This is a genomic window from Streptacidiphilus sp. MAP12-33 (genome assembly GCF_041261265.1).
Taxonomy (GTDB): Bacteria; Actinomycetota; Actinomycetes; order Streptomycetales; family Streptomycetaceae; genus Streptacidiphilus.
In genome coordinates this window covers 97,625-118,134 of record NZ_JBGCCA010000017.1, presented here as the reverse complement: position 1 = coordinate 118,134, position 20,510 = coordinate 97,625, and the positions used below count along the sequence as shown (strand labels likewise).

Sequence of the window (20,510 nt, the reverse complement as noted above, 5' to 3'; positions counted from 1 at the left end):
TCCATCCGAGGGGCGGTGCGGCTGGTCAGGCGTCCACGACCAGGTCGCTCGCCGGGACCGACTGGCAGGTCAGCGCCTCTCCCTGCGGGAGCTCCTCCGACGGGTCCACCAGGTGGGTCACCTCGCCCTTGATCAGCGCACACGCGCAGCTCTCGCACTGGCCCACGCGGCAGCCGCTGCGCAGCGGGACGCCCGCGCGTTCGCCGAGGTCCAGCAGGGTGCCGTCGGCCGGGGTCCAGGTGCGCTCGATGCCCGAGCGGGCGAAGCGGACCGAGAAGCGGGCGTCGTCGGGGAGGGTGACGGGGCGGCGCGCCGGGCGGAACCGCTCGCTGAAGATCTCGAACCGCGGCACACCGCGCGCGATCAGGCCGTCGGTCAGGGAGCGCAGCATCGGTTCCGGCCCGCAGAGGTAGAAGCGGGCGCGGCGGTCGATCAGTGACGGGTCGACGTCCGCGGCCGTGACGAAGCCCTCGCGGTCGGCGTACCTGGTCACGACGCGCACCTGCGGGAGCCGTCGCCCGAGGTCCCTCAGCCGCTCGCGGAAGGGATGGTCGCCGGGGTCGGCGACGCCGTAGTGCAGCACCACCTCCGGAGCCCGCTCCGGCCGGGCGGCCAGGGTGGTGAGCAGGCCGAGGAACGGCGTGACGCCGATTCCGCCGGCCAGCAGCACGAGCGGGCGGTCGTGCGCGGTGGGCAAGGCGAACGTGCCTGCCGGGCTGGTGAGGTGGAGCGTGTCGCCGACAAGTGCCTCGCCGTGCAGCCATGACGAGAAGGCACCCCCCGGGTGATGACGGACCGCCAGCTCGTAGGCCGTGCGGCCGGGGTCGTACCCGGCTCCGGTCAGGGAGTAGCTCCGCGGCTCCGACTCGGCGCTCCGGCGGACCGTCACGTGCTGGCCCGGGCGGTGGTCCGGCAGCGGCCCGCCGTCCGCGGGCTCCAGGCGGACCGTCCGCACGCCGCGGCCCTCCCTGCCCAGCTCGGTGATCGTGAACGGACGCAGACCGCTCCACGCGCTGTCCCCAGGCACCGCGCGGACCTCGCAGGTCGCCGAGCGCAGCGGCACGGAGCCGCTGAGCGGGTCGGTCTCGCTGTGGTCGACGAGGCGGTTGACGTTGCCGCCCGTGGGACCGTTCGGGTCCGCGCCGGGCAGGCCGAGGTCGGGTGCCGCCTCCCACCAGCCGTACTCCGCGACGACCACGCCGGGGTGCAGCGCGGCGTCGAACCTGGCCCGCTGCCGGATGCTGCCCAGGCGGGTGGAGAGCTCGACCCACGCGCCCTCGCGGATGCCCCGCGCGGCGGCCGTCTCCGGGTGCAGGTCCAGCTGCGGATCGGCGGAGCGGCGGCGCAGCCCGGTGACGCCCCGGTGCTGGCTGTGCACGTAGGTGCCGTGCTTGGCGCAGGTCAGCACGAGCGGGAACGCCGGGTCGTCGGCGCCGGGCGCGGGCCGGTGCTCGGGGACGGCGGGGTAGCCGTGCTCCAGCAGGCGCTCGCTGTAGAGCTCGACGCGGCGCGTCGGCGTCGCGAAGCCGGTGACCGTGCCGTCCCCGGCGGTGGTCGCGTAGCGCCGTTCGCCCTCCGGGCGGGGGATCCGCACGCCGCCCGGCCGCTTGCGCAGCTCGGCCGCGCTCAGTCCGAGCGGCGCCAACTGCCAGTCCCACGCCGCCTCGACGTCACCGTCGAAGAACGCGGCGCCCAGGCCCAGACGGCAGGCGAGGTCGAAGACGACCTCGGTGTCCGAGCGGGTGCCGGGCAGGGGTTCGACGATGCGCGGCCGCAACTGCACCTGCTCCTGGGCCCGGTGGCCGATCTCGAAGCCGAAGCGCAACGCCTCGTGCTCGTAGGCGCTGTTGACCGGCAGCACGATGTCGGCGCTCGCGCTCGTGGGGTTCGCGAACAGGTCCAGGTGCACCTGGAAGTCGAGGGCGCGCAGCGCGGCGGCCACCCGGTCCGAGTCGGGCTGGGCGACCACGAGGTTGGAGCCGAAGCCGACCAACGCGCGGACACGGTAGGGCCGGTCTTCGGTGATCGCCGCGCACAGGTCCCCGGCGTTGACGTACCCGGACGCGGGCGGGCCGAGCGGATGCCGGGCCAGGCCCAGGGCCTTGGCCCGCTGCCCGGGAGCGAAGTCGGAGAGCGCGGTGGCCGGTCGGTAGGGCGGCGGCGGAGCGAGCCTGTTGCCGCCGGGCGCGTCGAAGGAGCCGGTCAGCGCGTAGAGGGTGGCCAGGGCGCGCTCGGTCTGGGCCGCGTTGGCGCTCTGGCCGACGCCGGTCCAGCCGTAGTACGTCACCCGCCGGGCGCGCCCGAGCTCCGCCGCGAGCGCGCGGACCTCCGCCTCCGGGATCCAGGTGGCCTCGGCCACCCGCGCCACCGGCCAGCGCGCGCACGCCTGCGCGTACCGCTCGAAGGCCGGCACGCACGACACCGTCGTCCCGCCCCGCGTCCGCACCCGCCGGACCCCGCGCAGTGCGAAGCGCCCGGGGGCCGTCGCCTCCGTGCGGGTGTCGTACACCTCCGGGCGGGCGGCGCGCTCGTCCCACACGGCGAAGCCCTCGGCGCCCTCGCGCAGCGCGTCGGCGCGCAGGAAGCGCCCGTCGTCGCAGCGGACCAGCAGTGGGCCGTTGGTCCAGGCGCGGACGAACGCGTCGTCGTAGGCGCCGTCCTCGATCAACAGATGCGCCAGGCCCAGGGCCAGCGCCGCGTCGGTGCCGGGGCGGACGCGCAGCCAGTGGTCGGCGCGCAGCGCGCTGGTGGACCGGCGCGGATCGATGACCGCGAGCCGGGTGCCGCGTGCCTGCGCGGCACTGAGGGCGGCGGACTGGGCGAGCCAGGTCTTGGCCGGGTTGAAGCCCCACAGCAGTGCCAGGTCGGCGCCCGCGTAGTCCGGGGGCGGGAGCGCGCAGCCGAAGGTGAAGGTGTGCGCGACGTCCTTGTGCCAGTTGCAGATCTCGGCGCTGTAGACGGTGTTCGGGCTGCCGAACCGGCGCACGAACCGCTCGATCCACTCGGTGGCGTCGCTGACCATCGTCCCGCTGGGCGTGGCCACCGCGAAGGCGACCGCCTCCGGCCCGTCCTCGGCGGCGATCGCGGCGAGGCGTGCGGCGATCTCGTCCAGGGCCTGGTCCCAGCTGATCGGCTCCCACCCCGGGTCGGGGTCGTCCTTCGGCCGGGTCCGGCGTAGCGGCGTGGTGAGCCGGCGGCTGCTGTGCGCGATCTCGGCCGCGGCGCGGCCCTTGGGGCACATCGCCGCGCCGGTGGGGTGGTCCGGGTCGGGGCGCACGCCGGTGATCCGGCCGTCCTTGACGGTGTAGATCGCTCCGCACCGCGACTTGCACAGTGTGCAGTAGCCGCGCTTCTCCTCGACCGTCATCACGCCCTCCTCCTCGCGGTGCCGTTGCGCCACCCTCCATTCGACCCGCCCGCCGGGCGCCCCGGCACCGTCCTCCGTCACCGACCCGGCAGGACGAAGGGCACACGCGAGCTTGCCCGCTTGCGTGTGCGGCAGCGCAGTCGACGATCGCCTTGCGTTTTCGGCAAGCATGCATGCCATCGGCGCATGGGCGTGTCACGGTGGGGCCATGACCGACACCGCACCGCACGCCCATGAACACGACCACGACCAGGCACGGATCCTCGACCTCGACGCGGACGTCCTCGCCGGACACCTCGCCTCGATCGTCTCCTGGCTCCCGCTCGCGACCGCTCCCCGCCGGGTGGTCGACCTGGGCTGCGGCACGGGCGCGGGCACCTTCGCCCTGCTGGACCGCTTCCCGCAGGCGGAGGTCACCGCCGTCGACGCCGCCGCCGGCCACCTGCGGCGCCTGCGGGAGAAGGCGGTCGCCCGCGGCGTCGCCGAGCAGGTCCGCACGGTCCAGGCGGACCTGGACACGGGCCTCGACGCGGACTGGCTGGAGGTGGGCCGCCTCGACCTCGTGTGGGCCTCGGCCTCCCTGCACCACCTCGCCGAACCCGACCGCACGCTGCGCCGCGTGCACGCCGCGCTCGCGCCGGACGGCCTGCTCGCGGTCGTCGAGCTCGCGGGCTTTCCCCGCTTCCTCCCCGACGACGCGCCGCGGGAGGCGCCCGGCCTGGAGGACCGCTGCCACGCCGTCCGCGCCCACGACCACGCCGCGCACCTGCCGCACCGCGGCGCCGACTGGGGCGCGCGGCTGACGGCGACCGGGTTCACCGTCGAGGGCACCCGCACCGTCACCGCGCACCTGACGCCCGAGGACTCCGCCGCGGTCGGCCCGTACGCGCTCACCAGTCTGCGGCGGATGCGCACGACCCTCACCGGAGCCCTGTCCGCCCGCGACCTCGCCGCCCTCGACCGCCTCCTCGACGCCGACAGCCCGCACAGCCTGCTGCGCCGCGAGGACCTCGCCGTCCGCACCGAACGCTCCGTCTGGGCGGCCCGGCGCGGGTGAGCGGGCACGCGAAAGGCCCCACCGCCGGGGAGCGGTGGGGCCTCGGTGACGCGAGCGACGGTCAGGCGGTGTGCGCGCCCGTCGCGCTGCCGGCCAGCCACTGGGACCACGAGAGGTTGTAGTCCGCGTAGCCGTTGTCACCGGCGGCCTTGCCGCGTGGCGAGCCGGTGATGGTCAGCGGGTCGCCGACCTTGACCTGGTTGTAGTACCACTCGGCGTTCGCGTACGACAGGTGCACGCAGCCGTGCGAGCCGTAGCTGTGACCCGGGAACGGGTCGCCCGTCGAGTAGTGGACGTAGGTTCCCGAGTACGTGAGGTGGACATCCCACGGCAGGGTGATGTCGTAGAAGTTCGGGTTGTTCGGGTTGCAGGTGATCCCCACGCTGCACGAGGTCATCCGCACCTCGCGCTGCTTGTCGATCACGGCCATGGTGCCGTCCCAGCTCGGGAACTGGGGGCTGCCCGCGTCGATCGGCATGGTGCGGATCACCTTGCCGTTGCGCGTGACCTTCATGGTGTGGCCCGGCGCCGAGACGAAGGCCTCGAAGTCCGCGCCGATGGTGAAGGCGTGCTTGTACTCGTGCGTGCCGAGCCGGCCGTGGCCGTCGGCGACGCCCTTCAGCTGCGCGTCCAGGGTCACCTTGGTCCCCGGCACCCAGTACCCCACCGGTCGCCAGTCGACCCGCTTGGCGCTGAACCAGTGCCAGGCACCGGTGACCGGCCGTGAGGTGGTCACCTTCAGGTGCCGCTCGATCCCGGCTCGCGCCGAGGGTGCCACCGCGTCGGTGAAGACCACCGATATCGGCATGGCCACCCCGACGGTCGCGCCGTTGGCCGGACTGATCGAGTCCAGCAGCATCGCCGGCGCCGAGGCCTGTGCGGTCGTGTTCGCGCCCGCCGCCATCGCGGTGCCACCGATCACCCCCGCCCCGGTCAGCACCGCACCCGTCAGGAGTGCCACCCCGACGCGTCGTTTCGTTCTCCCCACGCTGTTCTCTCCACTCGTTCCATCGGACGGAATGATCAATGTCCGAAACGAGTGGTAACAATACGCAGGTGGTTCACGCCGTCCCGGGCGACCCCGGCCGTGCCGTACGGATCAGCCGTCGCCGTCCGGAGGCGTCGCGAACGGGTCGTGGTCCGGGACCCGGAAGCAGCTCGCGAGGTGCCGCAGCGGCACGGGGTCGTCGACCGCGTAGTGCCTGATGTACCCCACCGGATCGAGTCCGTCCGGATTGGCCCGGCCCGAGCGTCGGCCGTGGGTCTGCGCGAGTGACATCGTCTCCGGCGCGAGCCGGCCGCCGTGGTGCTCCACCAGGGCGTCGACGGCGTCGTAGACGTCGACGACGTGGCGGGCCGCCTGCTCCTCGGTCATCTCGGGGTCGTCCTCGACGAGTGCCGCGCGGGCGGCGGCGATCACGCGGTCGGGATCGACGACCACCACCTCCTCACGCGTCCGGACGCTGATGGTCATGCCGGCCCTGGGCCGTACGCGCTGCTCGTCCTCCACGGGGCCTACGCTACCGGCGCCACCCACGGGGAAGGGGGCGGCCTCCGGTCCCGACCGCCCCGCTCTCCCGGAGGGAGTCCTCAGGTCCCGCCGGACTGACGGACCTGTTCGCGCAGGTGGGCGGCGGTCGTCTCGTCGGCGGGGAGGAAGGCTTCGAGGTGGAGCTCCGCCAGGGAGACGTCGGTGGCGGTGGCGAAGGTGGTGAGCGTGGTGATCAGGCTCAGTTCGACGCCGGACGCGGCGCGCAGGCGCAGCGGGACGGCGAAGCCGAGGTAGTCGGGGCGGGGTTCGGCGGGCGGGAGGTAGCTCTCCAACTCCGCCAGCAGCTCCGCCTGTTCGGGGTCGGGGCTGACGCGGAGCCGGTTGCGCAGCGCCTCGGTGACGTGGCGGCCCCATTCCGGGAGGTTGAGCACGCGGCGCGCCATGCCCTCGGGGTGCAGGGCGAGTCGGCGGACGTTCACCGGTGGGCGCAGCAGTTCCGCCGCGCAGCCCTCGGTGAACAGGGCGAAGGCCGCGTTGGCGTCGACCAGCACGCCGTGCCGGGTCACGACCGCCGCCGGATACGGCAGATGGCCGTCGAGGATGCCGCGCAGCGCCGCCCGCACCGGTTCCAGTCGCGGCGCTTCCAGGCCGGACTCCGCGAAGGCGGGCGCGTACCCCGCCGACAGCAGCAGGGCGTTACGTTCGCGCAGCGTCAGGCCGAGGGTCTCGGCCAGCCGGATCACCATCGCCCGGCCGGGCCGCGAACGGCCCTGTTCGAGGAAGCTGAGGTGGCGCTGGGTGGTGTCGGCGGCGATCGCCAGCTCCAACTGGCTGCGGTGACGCAGCGTCCGCCAGCGCCGTAGCTCGGTCGCGAACCCGGTCGGTTCCACCACGATCGTCATGGGTCCATCCTCATCGGCGTGGCGCGGTCCCGCGATACCTTCCGGGGAATCGCCGGGACGACGCCCGCCGCCCAGACTCGTCGGCATGAGCCACGAACCCACGGACACCGAACGCCCGGATCCGCTCCAGTCCCCGGTCCGCCCCACGAGCGCGCTCGCCTGGCGGCTCGATCCGCTCCGCGGCGCGGACCGTCTGCGCGCCGTGCCGCAGTCGCGACCCACCCCCGGACCCGGACAGGTCCTGGTCGAGGTACGGGCCGCCTCCCTCAACCGGCGCGACCTGATGATCATGGACGGCACCTACCCGATCCCCGCGACGCCGGGCGTCGTCCCCCTCTCGGACGGCGTGGGCGTGGTGGTGGAGGTGGGGCCGGGAGTGACTCGCGCCGCGGTGGGCGACCGGGTGACCGGCACGTACTTCCAGCGGTGGGTCGCCGGCCCGCAGCGGCTGGTCGACGTCCGCGAGCAGTACGGGGCCAACCACGACGGCTGGCTGGCCCGCTACGTGCTGCTGGAGGAGGTGTCGGTGGTCCACGTCCCCGACCACCTGACCGACGCCGAGGCGGCGTCGCTGACCTGCGCCGGGTTGGTGGCCTGGACGGCGGTCACCAATCCCACCCCGCCGGGGCCGGGGGAGACGCTGCTGACCGTCGGCAGCGGCGCGGTCGCGCTGTTCGCCGTGCAGTTCGCGCGGGCCCACGGTGCGCGCGTCATCTCCCTCACCTCCTCGCCGGAGAAGGCGAAGCGCCTGCGCGAACTCGGCGCGGACGAGGTCGTCGACCGGACGGAGACCCCGGACTGGCACCTCGCCGTGCGGGAGCTGACCGGCGGTGACGGGGTCGAGCACGTGGTGGACGCGGTCGGCCCGCCGACCCTGCCGAAGTCCGTCGCCGCCGCGGCCTACAACGCTCGCGTCACCCTGATCGGTGCCTTCCCGGCCACCACGCCTCTGACGGATCCCTTCGCCGGGAACTACGTGTCGATCCGCCGCATCGCGGTCGGCAGCCGCACCGACTTCGAGGCGATGAACCGCACCTTGTCCGCGCACCGCCTGCGGCCGGTCGTCGACCGTGAGTTCCCCTTCGAGGCGGCGCCGGAGGCCTACCGCTACGTCCGCGAGGGGACGCCGTTCGGCAAGGTCGTCATCTCCTTCTGAGCCGCGGCCTCCGGCGCGCGTCCGTCCACGCGCGCCGGCGCTCGTCACGGGCGAGACGCTGCTGCCACAGCCCGGATCGGCCAGGGCGGAGGTCTCAGACCGCGTGGAGGCCCTCGGCTTCGAAGATCGCGCGGGCGGAGGCCACCTGCTGCGGGGTGGGGGAGGGGGTGTCGGCGAGTTCGAAGCGCTCGCCGAGGGCCTCGTACTTGGCCGCGCCGAGCTTGTGGAAGGGCAGCACGTCCACGCGGGAGACGTTGCCGAGGGAGGCCGCGAAGCGGGCCACGCCCGCGACGTTGTCCTCCGGGTCGGTGAGGCCCGGGACGAGGACGAAGCGGACCCAGACGTCCTGGCCCAGGTCGGCCAGGCGGCGGGCGAAGTCCAGGGTGGGCTCCAGGGGACGGCCGGTCACCTTGCGGTAGAGGTCCCGGTCCCAGGACTTGATGTCCAGCAGGACCAGATCGGTGTCGGCCAGCAGCGCGTCCGTCGCGCGGGGGCCGAGGAAGCCGGAGGTGTCGAGGGCGGTGTGCAGGCCGAGTTCGTGCTTGAAGCGGTGCAGCAGCTCGCCCGTGAAGACCGGTTGGAGCAGCGGCTCGCCGCCGCTGACGGTGGCGCCGCCGCCGGCCGCGCGGATGAAGGTGGTGTACTTCTCCGCCTCCGCCACCACGTCGTCCGCCGAGGTGCGGGTGCCGTTGCGCATCTTCTTGGTGTCGGGGTTGTGGCAGTACAGGCAGTTGAGCGGGCAGCCGGACAGGAAGGTGACGAAGCGGGTCCCCGGTCCGTCCACGCCGGTGGAGAGGTCCCAGGAGTGGACCGAGCCGGACGCCGGGCGGTGGGTCGCGGCGGCAGCGAGAGTCTGCGGCTGGACGGTCAGCGGGAGGGGCGTCGGCATGGCAGGGCTCCAGAGTGCTTCCGGAAGGGGGGTTGGTGGGCGGCCCCGGTGCCGCGGACGGGTGCACCGGCGCCGCCGATCACGGACGGGACGTCACAGCGTCCCGTGGAACGTGCGGTTGAGCACGTCCAGCTGCTGCTCGCGGGTCAGGCGGACGAAGTTGACCGCGTAACCGCTGACCCGGATGGTCAGCTGCGGGTAGTTCTCCGGGTGCTCCATCGCGTCGAGCAGGGTGTCGCGGTTGAGCACGTTGACGTTCATGTGGAAGCCGTTGCTGCCCATGTAGCCGTCCAGCACGCCCGCCAGGTTGGTGACCCGCTCCTCGCGGGTGCGGCCCAGGCCGTCCGGGGTGACCGTGTTGGTCAGCGAGATGCCGTCCTCGGCCTCCTCGTACGGGAGCTTGGCGACCGACAGTGCCGAGGCGATGTAGCCGTGCGTGTCACGGCCGTTCATCGGGTTGGCGCCGGGGGAGAAGGGCTCGCCCGCGCGGCGGCCGTCCGGGGTGTTGCCGGTCTTCTTGCCGTAGACGACGTTCGAGGTGATGGTCAGCACCGACTGGGTGTGCTCGGCGTCGCGGTAGGTCGGGTGCTTGCGCACCTTCTTCATGAACTCCTCGACCAGCCACACCGCCATCGCGTCCGCACGGTCGTCGTTGTTGCCGTAGGCCGGGTACTCCCCGTCCACGACGTAGTCCGTGATCAGGCCCGTCTCGTCGCGCACCACGCTGACCTCGGCGTGCTTGATGGCGGAGAGCGAGTCGACGGCCACCGACAGGCCTGCGATGCCGCAGGCCATCGTGCGGCGCACGTCGCGGTCGTGCAGCGCCATCTCGATGCGCTCGTAGGCGTACCGGTCGTGCATGTAGTGGATGACGTTGAGCGCGTGCACGTACACGTCGGCCAGCCACTCCATCTGCTGGTCGAAGCGGCGCATCACGTCGTCGTAGTCGAGCACCTCGCCGCTGACCGCGCCCGTCTCCGGGCCCACCTGGGCGCCGGACTTCTCGTCCCGGCCGCCGTTGATCGCGTAGAGCAGCGTCTTGGCGACGTTGACCCGCGCGCCGAAGTACTGCATCTGCTTGCCGACCGGCATCGCCGAGACGCAGCAGGCGATCGCGGTGTCGTCGCCGAATCGCGGGCGCATCAGCTCGTCCGACTCGTACTGCACCGAGGAGGTGTCGATGGAGACCTTGGCGCAGAACTCCTTGAAGCCCTGCGGCAGCTGCGGCGACCAGAACACCGTCATGTTCGGCTCGGGCGCCGGGCCCAGGTTGTAGAGCGTCTGCAGGTAGCGGAACGAGGTGCGGGTCACCAGCGGGCGGCCGTCCTCGCCCATGCCGGCGATGGACTCCGTCACCCAGGTCGGGTCGCCGGAGAACAGCTCGTCGTACTCGGGCGTGCGCAGGAAGCGGACGATGCGCAGCTTGATGATGAAGTCGTCGACGAGCTCCTGCGCCCCGGACTCGGTCAGCCGCCCGGCCGCGACGTCCCGCTCCAGGTAGACGTCGACGAAGGTGGAGGTGCGGCCGAGCGACATCGCCGCGCCGTTCTGCTCCTTGACCGCCGCCAGGTAGGCGAAGTACAGCCACTGGATCGCCTCGCGGCCGTCGCGGGCCGGGGCGGAGATGTCGTAGCCGTACTTCGCGGCCATCGTCTTCAGCTCGCCGAGCGCCCGGATCTGCTCGGACAGCTCCTCGCGCAGCCGGATCGTCTCCTCGATGGAGCGCTCGCCGGCGGGCATCGCGTTGAGCTCGTCCTTCTCCTCCCGCTTGACCGCGATCAGGCGGTCCACGCCGTAGAGGGCGACGCGGCGGTAGTCGCCGATGATCCGGCCGCGACCGTAGGCGTCCGGCAGGCCGGTGACGATGCCGGCCTTGCGGGCGGCGCGGATCTCCGGGGTGTAGGCGTCGAAGACGCCCGCGTTGTGGGTCTTGCGGTACTCGGTGAAGACCTTCTCCAACTCCGGGTCGACCGGGTAGCCGTAGGTCTCCAGCGCGCCCGCGACCATGCGCCAGCCGCCGTAGGGCATGATCGCGCGCTTGAGCGGGGCGTCGGTCTGAAGGCCGACGATCAGGTCCTTGTCCTGGTCGATCCAGCCCGGGCCGTGCGCGGTGATGGTCGACGGGGTGTGCGCGTCGATGTCGAGGACGCCCTTGCGGCGCTCCTCGGGGAAGAGGTCGGTGATCTTCTTCCAGACCGCCGTCGTGCGCTCCGTCGGGCCGGCGAGGAACGTGTCGTCGCCCAGATACGGGGTGTAGTTGGCCTGGATGAAGTCCCGGACGTCGATGGCGTCACGCCACAGCCCGCCGCGGAAGCCCTCCCAGGCCTCTCCCGTCTGCGTGGAGTCGCTGATCTGGACGGTCATTGCTCGCTCCCCAGAGAAGGTGGTGCAGAGAAAGGTGGTGCAAAAACTCCTACGTCCTCAGCCTGCTCCCGGACGCGCTCCGGCGACCGCGGCGATCGGCCCCACTTGCCGGGACGAAGGTCCCCTGGACGCGGACACAGGCCACATCGCGCCGGGGCGCGCGGCGTCGCGCCCGGTCTGCTCCGAACGGGTGAGCCCGTGCGCCCTGTGCCGCGCCCGCGCCGGGCGCCCGATGCCCGGATCCCGCCGTATCGGCCCCCGTCGCTGCGGGCATACGACAGAGGGGGCCGGGGGCACCAGGCCGGGCGGGGTTGCGACGAAGGGGAGACTGTGGTGACGCTCGCGGTGACAGGGCACAGGGATCTGACCGACCAGACCGCCCAGCTCGTCCGGGCAGAGCTGCGCAAGCTGCTGGTGGCGCGGGCGGCGGAGGGCCCGCTGGTGGGCCTCAGCTGCCTGGCGGCGGGGGCCGACACCATCTTCGCGGAGGAACTCGTCGAGGCGGGTGGCGCCCTCGTGGTCGTCCTGCCGGCCCGTGACTACCGGGCGAGTCGCGGCGAGGCGTCGCACGCCCCGAGTTTCGACCGGCTGGTGAGCGCGGCGGTCGAGGTGCACGAGCTGCAGTACCCCGAGGTCTCGCACGAGGCCTACCAGGCGGCCAACGAGGTGCTGCTCAGCCGCGCCGACGTGGTGGTCGCCGTCTGGGACGGGCAGCCGCCGGCGGGGCCGGGCGGCACGGGCGAGCTGGTGCGGCTGAGCCATGAGGCGGGCGTCGAGGTGGTCCGGGTCTGGCCGGACGGCGCGGAGCGCACGGGCGGCTGAGCGTCCGCCGCTCGGCGCGGCGGATCAGGGTATCGGCCGGATGGGCGACGCGCCGTCAGAAGCGGAATCCCCTCTGCGCGGACGACTGATCTGGGAGGCTGTCCGGCGGCACCACCACCCTCACCTGAACGGACCAAGGAACCACTGTGCGCCGTCCTGTCCTGGCCCTGGCCTCCGTCCTGCTGCTCGCCGCCGTCGCGGGCTGCTCCCACACCACCGGTACCTCCGCCACCTCCGGCGACCGCGCGACGACGGGCTCCACCGTCACCGCGCGGGCGGGCGACGCCGGCGCGCCGCTCGCGGAGGGGCCCGGGCCGCAGTCGCACTACGCCGTCGCGGCCCAGCCGGCGCCCGGCAGCTGCCACTACCGCAGCGACAACGGGCAGCCGCTGCCCGACCCGACCTGCACGCCGGGCGCGCTCTCGCCGGCGGTGACGCAGGCGGACCTCGCCCAGACGATCTGCCGCAAGGGCGGCTACACCGGCGGTATCCGGCCGCCGGCCTCGGTGACCGACGCCGAGAAGCGCAAGAACGCCGCCTCCTACGGCTACACCGGCCAGCTCCACGACGCCGAGTACGACCACCTCGTCAGCCTGGAGCTGGGCGGTGACCCCAACGACCCGCGCAACCTGTGGGTCGAGCCGCCGTCCCCGGGCCACAAGGCGGGGGCCGGTCCCAACAACCCCAAGGACGCGGTCGAGTCCCGGCTGCACACCGCCGTCTGCGGCGGTCAGGTGACGCTGGCGCAGGCCCAGGAGGCGATCGCCTCCGACTGGAGCACGGCGGAGGCCCGCCTCGGCCTGAAGCCCTGACCCGGGCTCCGGCCCGGTGCTCCTAGGCAGCGGGCAGAGCAGGACCCAGACATGCCCGAAGGGGTCGCGCAGCATCGACTGCCGCAGTCCGTACGCCATGTCCGCCGCCGGTTCCAGCACCTCGGCACCGGCGGCCTCGGCCCGCGCGGTGACGGCGTCCACGTCGTGCACGTACACGTGCAGCACCACGTCCACCGCCCCGCTGGGCGGCCCGAAGCGTGCCTCGCCGTCACCGAGCATCAGTACTGAGCCCTCGACGCCGATCTCGGCGTGGGCGACGGCACCGTTGGGGCGGTCGAGCCGGAACAGCTCCGTGGCGCCGAACGCCGTCCCGTAGAACTCGATCGCCTTCGCCGCGCCGTCCACCATGACGTGGGGGATGACGGCCTGCCGGTGCTGCTGCGGAATCTCCATGCCGATCACGCCAGGCGGCCGGCGGTCCCGGCCGGACCGGCCGGACCGATCAGGCCTCGGTCGCAGGACCGAGGCTGCGGGGCGGGTCAGCGTGCTCCGGCCAGGACCTTTCCCTCGGTGGAGAGGATGCCCTGGCGGTAGTCGAAGCGCGGGGTGCGCGAGAAGACCAGCCAGGCGTACTTGAGGTTCTCCGCGAACCAGTAACCCGGCGTCAGGTCGCCGAGGCGGACGGAGTCCGTGGTGACCTCGTCCGCGACGGTGTAGCCGCCCGGGACGCGCAGGTGGGTGCGCAGGTTCTCGAACCAGCGCCAGACGGCGTGCTTGTAGCGGGCGTCGCCGGTCAGCCGCCACAGGTCGAAGGCCGAGTTGGCGTACTCGGGCCGCAGTTGGCTGCCCTGGTCGACGACGCTGAAGTCCGTGTAGTCGACGGTCTCGGGCAGCACCGGGTAGCGGTCAAGCACTGCCGTCCAGGAGTCGAAGTACGCGGCGCCGCGGGCGAGATCGCCGCCCTTGCCGAGCAGACCGGCGTAGAACGCGGCGAGTTCGGACTGGTGGGTGGGGCCGGTGCGGGCGCCCGTCGCCGCGTCGACGGCGCGGTACCAGACCCGGCCGCCGCTGCGCTCGGTCTGGTGGGCCAGCACCGCTCGCGTCAACGTGTGGTACCAGCTGGTCAGTTGCGGGTCGCCGAGGAGGCGGCCGCCGCCCCAGAGGTACTCGTAGAACGAGTCGACGGGCGGGTTGGGCGCGGTGGAGCGGTTGTCGACCCACCGGCCGTTCTCCGCGTCGACGGTGGTGCCGAGCAGGTCGAGCGAGCTGCGCCGGGACAGGACGGCGCGGTAGGCGCGCATCGCGGCGTCGTAGTAGCGGGAGTCGCCCAGCAGGCGGGAGAGCGCACCGAACTCCATCACGTTGGTGCCGGCCTCGGCGAGGGCCACCTCGCGTCCGTGCACCTGTCCGGTGCGGAGGTTGACGTGTGTGTACGGGATGCCGGTGGGGGAGGAGGTGAAGGCCGGCAGCAGCCGGTCGGCGAACTCCCGGGCACGGGCCAGCAGGACGTCGCTGCGCGTGGTCAGGTGCCCGGCCACCAGGCCGCCGACCAGGCGGATGACGGCCTCGAAGACGTGGATGTCCACGTCCTGGGTGGGGTCGAGGTTCGCCTCGACCCAGCCGCGCGCGTTCGCCAGCTCGGTGTCGCAGCCCATCAGGTAGAGGGTGTCGAGGGCCTCGACGATCGACAGGCCGAAGGTGTGGCCGTCGGCGAAGAAGTCGTTGTGCCCGCCGCTGAGCGGGCACAGCTCGTCGTAGCCCCAGGCCTGTCCGGTGTAGCCGTACCAGCTGTGCAGGTACTCCGCGCGGACGGCCGCCGCGGCCTGCGCGTCGCCGGGCAGCGGCCGGACGTCGGGTTCGGCGGCCCGTGCCCGCGCCGTGGACGTGGCCGCCGACGTCGCGGTCAGCAGCGCCGAGCCGGCGGCCGAGCCGAGTACCAGACGGCGGGAGGGGTGGGGCAGCTGAGGCGACGCGGGGTGACCGAGCATGCACGCAAAGGTAGGACCGCGCCCCGCCCGCCCGGCGGCCGGATCATCGTGTCGTCGGCAAAAGCCCACGGACGGGTGACAGGTATGGCGGGTGCATGCCAGAATCGTCCAGCCCTGGACGGCGCTGGTCGCAACCCGCCGCCCAGGGCGCGGACTCCCTGGTCACCTCTTCGAACGCGCTACTTCTGGCGTGCGTGCAGCGCCGCCGTGTGCTGCCGGATCTGGTCCTTGGTCAGGTACGAGTCGGTGTACTCGAAGTCGCTCAGCCGGGCCGGACGCCGCGCCTGGAAACCGGTGCGCACGTAGTCGTCGCCCGCGGTGGCGTTCAGCATCCAGTTGGTCAGCACCCGCACCTTGGCGACGTTGGTCCGCAGGGCCATCAGGTGGTAGCCGCGGGCCACGCCCTGCGCGGCGACGCCGTGCAGCTCGATTCCGAGCGGCTTCGACACCGCGTCCGCGCCGCCGAGGTCCACCACCAGACCGAGGTCCTTGTGGAAGTACGGCTTCAGCTCCTGGCCGCGCAGCGCCGCGATCACGTTGTCGGCGCAGGCCTTGCCCTGCCGCTGCGCGTGCTGCGCGGTGGGCGGGCAGACCGCGCCGTCGCCGCTGGCCAGGTCCGGCACCGCGGCGGCGTCGCCGAGGGAGAAGACGCCCTCGCACTGCGGCACCCGCATCTCGGCCGTCACCGCGAGCCGGCCGCGCACCGTCTCCGCGTCCAGCGTGGCCACCAGCGGGCTGGCCGCGACACCGGCGGTCCAGATGAGCGTGCGGGCCGGGACCACCCGGCCGTCCGTCAGCTTGACCGTCTCGTCGGTGACCTCGGCGACGGAGACGCCGAGCGAGATCTCGATGCCGCGCTTGCGCAGCAGGTCCATCGCGGTGGTCCCGAGCTTGTCGCCGAGCTCGGGCATCAGCTTCGGGGCGATGTCGACCAGGTGCCACTTGATCAGGTTCGGGTTGAGCCGCGGGTAGCGGCGCACCGCGGCCGCGGTGACCCGCTGCAGGCAGGCTGCCGTCTCGGTGCCGGCGTAACCGCCGCCGACGACCACGAAGCCGAGCCGCGAGATGCGCTCCTCCTGGGTGGTGGCCGCGTCCGCGAGGTCGAGCTGGGAGAGGACGTGGTCGCGCACGTAGGCGGCCTCGGCCAGCGTCTTCATGCCGCGCGCGTGCGAGCTGAGCCCGGGGATGTCGAAGGTGCGGGTGACGCTGCCCGGTGCCAGCACCAGGTAGTCGTACGGCTCGGCGACCAGCTCGTCGGTGATCTTGCGGGCGATCACCATCTTGGCCTTCGCGTCGATGCCGATCGCCCCGCCGGGGACGATGCGGGTGCGCCGCAGCATCCGGCGCAGCGACACCGCGACCGACTGCGGGGTCAGCACACCGGCGGCGACCTGCGGCAGCAGGGGGAGGTAGAGCTCGTAGCTGAACGGCGCGATCATCACGATCTCGGCCTCGCTCGGCGCGAGGTGCCGCTCCAGTCGCCGCGCACACTCGACGCCGGCGAAGCCGCCGCCGACCACCAGGATCCGGGGTCGTTCCATCGTGCCCATCCCTCACGGTCGTGGTCACTCGACGTGGTCACTCGTCGTGGTCACTGTCAGGCCTGGTCCAGGCCCGGTCGCAGTGTGCCAAGGGGCACCTGAGGCGCCCTGAAGCCGCTGCTCCTGGCCACACTCGCACGCCCGCGCGACCCCCGCCACCGCGCACGCGGCAATCGCGGGGCAATAGGGTGGGGCGCATGTTGCGAGAGGTGACGGCCGACCGTTATGTGACGCCGCTGCGGGAGGGGGGCTCCCTGCCCGGGCTGGTGGAGGCGGAGGCCGCCGGGCTGTGGGTCGCCAAGTTCGTCGGGGCGGCGCAGGGGCGCAAGGCGCTGGTCGCGGAGGTCGTGAGCGGGGAGCTGGCCCGGCGCCTGGGCTTCCGCGTCCCCGAGCTGGCCCGGCTGGAGGTCGACCCGCGGGTCGCCGTGGGCGAGCCCGACCAGCAGGTCCAGGACCTGGTCAAGGCCTCCGGCGGCACCAACCTCGGCATGGCCTACCTCAGTGGCGCCCTCGGCTTCGACCCGCTCGCCTTCCCGGTGGACCCGGCCCTCGCCGGCCGGGTCGTCTGGTTCGACGCGCTGATCGGCAACGTCGACCGCTCCTGGCGCAACCCCAACCTGATCGTCCACGGCGGCGAGCTGTGGCTGATCGACCACGGGGCCAGCCTGATCTTCCACCACAACTGGCCGCGTGCCGCCGCGTCCGCCCGCAAGGTGTTCGACGCCTCCGACCACGTCCTGCTGCCGTTCGCCCCCGACGTCGCGTCCGCGGACGCGGAGCTCGGCCCGCAGGTGACCGAGGCGCTGCTGGGCGATGTCCTGGCGCTCGTCCCCGACGTGTGGCTCGCGGACGAGCCCGGCTTCGACGGTCCGGACGCGGTGCGCGCCGCGTATGTCGCACTGCTGGCGGAGCGTGCCGCCGGTCCCAGGGAGTGGGTGTCGCGGTGAGTGGTTCCGCGCAGGAGAAGCTGGTCTACGAGTACGCGCTGGTCCGGGTCGTGCCCCGGGTGGAGCGCGGGGAGCAGATCAACGCCGGGGTGCTGGTCTACAGCCGTCAGGCGGGCGTGCTGCGGGCGGAGATCCATCTGGACGAGGCCCGGCTGCTCGCGCTCGACCCGGCCGCGGACGTGGCCGGCGTCCGCGCCGCGCTCGACGCGGTGGCGCACGTCTGCGGCGGCGGCGAGGCGGCGGGCCAGGCCCGCGACGAGGAGCCGGGCCGCCGTTTCCGCTGGCTGACGGCCCCGCGCAGCACGGTCGTCCAGCCGGGACCGGTCCACTGCGGCCTCTCGGCCGACCCGGCCCGCGAGGCGGAGCGGTTGCTGGAGCTGCTGGTCCGCTGAGCACGGGCTTGACGCCGCCGTTACGGTCGGGCCATGGCTATTTCGATCATGGACGAGCAGTCGGGACGCGCCGGCCGGGACCACCGGGAACGGGTGCGTCAGGCGTTCACCGCGCCGGGGGAGTTCACCACCTCGCCGCTGTACCGGTCGCTGAGCGCGACCGTTGCGGGGAACGAGGCGCTGATCGACCTGGCGGCGTCGGGGCGGCCGGGCCAGTACCCGACCTTCCTGTTCTTCGGGGCGGTGCACCACCTGCTGCTGACGGGGGTCCAGGACCCGCTCGGTGCGTTCTTCCCCTCCGTCGTGGGGCCCGGCGGCGAGGTGCGAGCTGCCGAGGACGCGGGCCCGGCGCTCGTCGCCTTCTGCGGCCGGTACGAGGCCGAGCTGCGCACGGTGATCGCCGGCCGGCTGGTGCAGACGAACCAGGTGCAGCGCTCCCTCGGCCTGCGCTTCGGGCTGGCCGCGATCGCCTCCGAGCTGGGGGACCGCCCGGTCCATCTGATCGAGGTCGGTGCGAGCGCCGGGCTCAACCTCCGGTTCGACCGTTACGGCTACCGGCTCGGCGGCCGCAGCTTCGGCGATGCCGGCTCACCGGTCCAGCTGGAGGCCGAACTGCTGGGTGAGGGCGTCCTGCCCGACCTCGACGTGCTGCCCGCGCTCGCGAGCGTGCGGGGCGTGGACCTCAACCCCGTCGACGTGCGCGACGCCGAGGACCGGGCCTGGCTGAAGGCCCTGGTCTGGCCGGAGAACCACGACCAGCGGCTGCTGCTCTCGGCGGCACTGGACCTGGTCGCGGCCGATCCGCCGCAGATCCTGGGCGGCGACGCGATCGACGTGCTGCCGGCCCTGGCGGCGTCGCTCCCGGCGGGCGAGCCGCGCGTGGTCTTCCACTCCGCGACGCGGATGCACGTTCCGGCGGACCGGCTCGCCGCCTTCGACGCCGCGATCGCGGGCCTCGGGGAGTCCGGCCCGCTGTGGCGGCTCTCCGTCGAGGACGCGCCGAACCCCGACCCCCGCCCCGACCCCTCCCGCGGCGGCGCCTCCCTGCATCTCCGCGCCCCCGACGGCACCACCCGCGACCTCGCCGTCGTCGAGGGCCACCTCCGCTGGCTGGAGACGCTCCCGGGCAGCTGACCTCGCCCGGAGAAAACGCGCGGAAAACTCGATGGCTCGCACGGGCCCCTTCTTATACGGTGTAGAAGTCTTATACGCCGTAGAAGGAGCCGTGCCCGTGAGCGCCGCCTCGCCAGTGTCCCCACCCGTGACCGGAGTCGAGCGGCGGCCGGACCGCTGGGTGATCCTCGCCGTCATCTGTCTGGTGCAGCTCGTGGTGATCCTCGACAACACCGTGCTCAACGTCGCCGTCCCCTCGCTGACCAGGGAGCTCGGCGCCACCACCGCGCAGACGCAGTGGGTGATCGGCGCCTACTCGCTCGCGCAGGCGGGCATGCTGATCGCCGCCGGGGGTCTCGCCGACCGCTACGGGCGCAAGCTCGTGCAGATGGTGGGCCTCGGCCTGTTCGGGATCGGCTCCCTCGGCGGGGCCCTGTCCTCCAGTCCCGGGGAGCTGATCGCCGCCCGCGCCGGAATGGGCGTCGGCGGCAGCCTGCTGCTCGCGACCACCATCGCGCTGGTCGTGCGGACCTTCGACGCCGAGGAGCAGCCGAAGGCGCTCGGCGCCGCGATGGGCGTCGGCTCGCTCGGGTTCGCGCTCGGGCCCGTCATCGGCGGCGCGCTGCTCGCGCACTTCTGGTGGGGGTCGATCTTCATCGTCAACCTGCCCGTCTGCCTGCTCGGCCTGCTCGCCGTGGCCAGGTTCGTCCCGGAGTCCAAGGACCCGCAGGGGGAGCGCCCGGACCTGCTGGGCGCGTTGCTGTCGATCGTCGGCCTGGTCGCCGTCGTCTACGCGATCATCCAGGGCCCCGGCTACGGGTGGACCTCCGGCCGCACGCTCGTCCCGGGCGCGATCGGGGTGGTCGTCCTCGCCGCCTTCTCCCTGTGGGAGCGGCGCATCCCGCACCCGCTGCTGGACATGTCCTTCTTCCGCAACGCCCGCTTCCGCGGCGCCGTCTCCGGCGGGGTGCTGGTCTCCTTCGGGATGGGAGGCTCGCTGTTCCTGCTGACCCAGCACCTCCAGTTCGTGCTCGGCTACGGACCGCTGGAGGCGGGTCTGCGCACCGCGCCGATGGCCCTGACGATCGTGCTGCTGAACCTCACCGGCGCGGGCATGCGGGTCACCTCCAAGCTGCCCGCCCCCGTCGCCATCGCCGGTGGTCTCAGCCTGATGGCGGGCGGTCTCGCCGCCATCGCCGTGCTCGGCCGCGACGGCGCTTACCCGGGGATCCTCCTCGGCCTGGTCCTGATGGGCGCCGGTGTCGCCTGCGCGCAGCCCGCCATGGCCGGTGCGGTGATGGGCTCCATCCCGCCGGAGAAGGCGGGCGTCGGCTCCGGCCTCATGGGCACGCTCAGCGAGCTGGGCAACTCCCTCGGTGTGGCCGTGCTCGGCGCCGTCCTGACCGCCGGTTTCGCCGCCTCGCTGCCCGCCGCGGTGCCGCAGGCCGCGGCGCGCTCCCTGCCCGAGGCGCTCGCCACGGCCGGACCGGGTGCGGCGCACCAGGTCACCAAGGCCTTCGCGGACAGCCTCACCGCCGCCCAGCTCATCGGCGCGGTCGCGGTCCTGCTCGGTGGCCTGCTGGCCGCCTGGCTGATCGGCCGGGTCGCCGCCGGCGCGCCGGCGGGAGGCGGGCAGGTCCCCGGCCCGTCGCAGCCGGGTCCGTCCGAGAGCCGGCCCCTCACGGCGGGCTGAGCGGCCCGGCGCGG

16 protein-coding genes and 1 pseudogene are annotated in these 20,510 nt (G+C 73.3%); 8 read left to right on the top strand and 9 right to left on the bottom strand.

Translation table 11 applies throughout. From position 1 onward, the window contains the following. Positions 1 to 25: 25 nt before the first annotated feature. The gene (locus ABH931_RS18600; RefSeq protein ID WP_370114609.1) at positions 26 to 3,367 is read right to left on the bottom strand and encodes a molybdopterin-dependent oxidoreductase; all 3,342 of its coding nucleotides are present in this window, start codon (positions 3,365 to 3,367) and stop codon (positions 26 to 28) included. A gap of 208 nt (positions 3,368 to 3,575) precedes the next feature. Here ABH931_RS18600 and ABH931_RS18595 point away from each other — a divergent pair, with 208 nt between their 5' ends. Continuing rightward, a complete protein-coding gene (locus tag ABH931_RS18595; protein WP_370114607.1) occupies positions 3,576 to 4,424 on the top strand; it encodes a trans-aconitate 2-methyltransferase in 849 nt (282 codons plus the stop codon). 61 nt (positions 4,425 to 4,485) lie between these two features. On the opposite strand, the gene ABH931_RS18590 is transcribed toward ABH931_RS18595, so the two are convergent. From ABH931_RS18590 to ABH931_RS18580, 3 genes are all read right to left on the bottom strand, one after another. Then, a complete protein-coding gene (locus ABH931_RS18590; RefSeq protein ID WP_370114606.1) occupies positions 4,486 to 5,412 on the bottom strand; it encodes an Ig-like domain-containing protein in 927 nt (308 codons plus the stop codon). A 111-nt stretch (positions 5,413 to 5,523) separates the two neighbouring features. After that, positions 5,524 to 5,934, bottom strand: a complete 411-nt coding sequence (locus ABH931_RS18585) for a hypothetical protein (RefSeq protein WP_370114605.1) — start codon at positions 5,932 to 5,934, stop codon at positions 5,524 to 5,526. 80 nt (positions 5,935 to 6,014) lie between these two features. Then, positions 6,015 to 6,818, bottom strand: coding sequence for a helix-turn-helix domain-containing protein (locus tag ABH931_RS18580; protein WP_370114603.1), 804 nt, complete (start codon positions 6,816 to 6,818; stop codon positions 6,015 to 6,017). Positions 6,819 to 6,903: 85 nt separating this feature from the next. On the opposite strand from ABH931_RS18580, the gene ABH931_RS18575 reads away from it, so the two are divergent. Beyond that, complete coding sequence (locus ABH931_RS18575; protein WP_370114601.1) at positions 6,904 to 7,974, top strand: NAD(P)-dependent alcohol dehydrogenase; 1,071 nt, start codon at positions 6,904 to 6,906, stop codon at positions 7,972 to 7,974. Positions 7,975 to 8,068: 94 nt separating this feature from the next. Here ABH931_RS18575 and pflA read toward each other — a convergent pair whose 3' ends face one another. Then, positions 8,069 to 8,863, bottom strand: coding sequence for a pyruvate formate-lyase-activating protein (gene pflA, locus ABH931_RS18570; RefSeq protein ID WP_370114599.1), 795 nt, complete (start codon positions 8,861 to 8,863; stop codon positions 8,069 to 8,071). A 93-nt stretch (positions 8,864 to 8,956) separates the two neighbouring features. Next, positions 8,957 to 11,227 carry a formate C-acetyltransferase gene (gene pflB, locus ABH931_RS18565; protein ID WP_370114598.1) on the bottom strand — a complete coding sequence of 757 codons (2,271 nt, stop codon included), beginning with the start codon at positions 11,225 to 11,227 and terminating at the stop codon, positions 8,957 to 8,959. 333 nt (positions 11,228 to 11,560) lie between these two features. On the opposite strand from pflB, the gene ABH931_RS18560 reads away from it, so the two are divergent. After that, a complete protein-coding gene (locus ABH931_RS18560; RefSeq protein ID WP_370114596.1) occupies positions 11,561 to 12,049 on the top strand; it encodes a hypothetical protein in 489 nt (162 codons plus the stop codon). A gap of 146 nt (positions 12,050 to 12,195) precedes the next feature. After that, positions 12,196 to 12,861: a hypothetical protein gene (locus ABH931_RS18555; RefSeq protein WP_370114594.1), complete on the top strand. Its 666-nt coding sequence runs from the start codon at positions 12,196 to 12,198 to the stop codon at positions 12,859 to 12,861. Between the two features lie 102 nt (positions 12,862 to 12,963). On the opposite strand, the pseudogene ABH931_RS18550 reads toward ABH931_RS18555, so the two are convergent. The 3 genes and pseudogenes from ABH931_RS18550 to ABH931_RS18540 form a co-directional block, all read right to left on the bottom strand. Then, positions 12,964 to 13,230, bottom strand: a pseudogene (locus ABH931_RS18550) (VOC family protein); the annotation flags it as partial. 131 nt (positions 13,231 to 13,361) lie between these two features. Further along, on the bottom strand, positions 13,362 to 14,810 hold the full coding sequence (locus tag ABH931_RS18545) for a glycoside hydrolase family 47 protein (RefSeq protein WP_370114592.1): 1,449 nt from the start codon (positions 14,808 to 14,810) through the stop codon (positions 13,362 to 13,364). A gap of 179 nt (positions 14,811 to 14,989) precedes the next feature. Further along, a complete protein-coding gene (locus tag ABH931_RS18540; RefSeq protein ID WP_370114590.1) occupies positions 14,990 to 16,351 on the bottom strand; it encodes an NAD(P)/FAD-dependent oxidoreductase in 1,362 nt (453 codons plus the stop codon). Between the two features lie 197 nt (positions 16,352 to 16,548). Here ABH931_RS18540 and ABH931_RS18535 point away from each other — a divergent pair, with 197 nt between their 5' ends. From ABH931_RS18535 to ABH931_RS18520, 4 genes are all read left to right on the top strand, one after another. After that, positions 16,549 to 17,298, top strand: coding sequence for a HipA family kinase (locus ABH931_RS18535; RefSeq protein WP_370114589.1), 750 nt, complete (start codon positions 16,549 to 16,551; stop codon positions 17,296 to 17,298). After that, entirely contained in the window at positions 17,295 to 17,690 is a 396-nt protein-coding gene (locus ABH931_RS18530; RefSeq protein WP_370114587.1) for a DUF3037 domain-containing protein, read from the top strand. Before ABH931_RS18535 ends, ABH931_RS18530 begins: the two co-directional genes overlap by 4 nt. 33 nt (positions 17,691 to 17,723) lie before the next feature. Continuing rightward, positions 17,724 to 18,824: a DUF2332 domain-containing protein gene (locus ABH931_RS18525; RefSeq protein ID WP_370114584.1), complete on the top strand. Its 1,101-nt coding sequence runs from the start codon at positions 17,724 to 17,726 to the stop codon at positions 18,822 to 18,824. Positions 18,825 to 18,951: 127 nt separating this feature from the next. Next, positions 18,952 to 20,496, top strand: a complete 1,545-nt coding sequence (locus ABH931_RS18520) for an MFS transporter (protein WP_370114582.1) — start codon at positions 18,952 to 18,954, stop codon at positions 20,494 to 20,496. Positions 20,497 to 20,510: the final 14 nt, after the last annotated feature.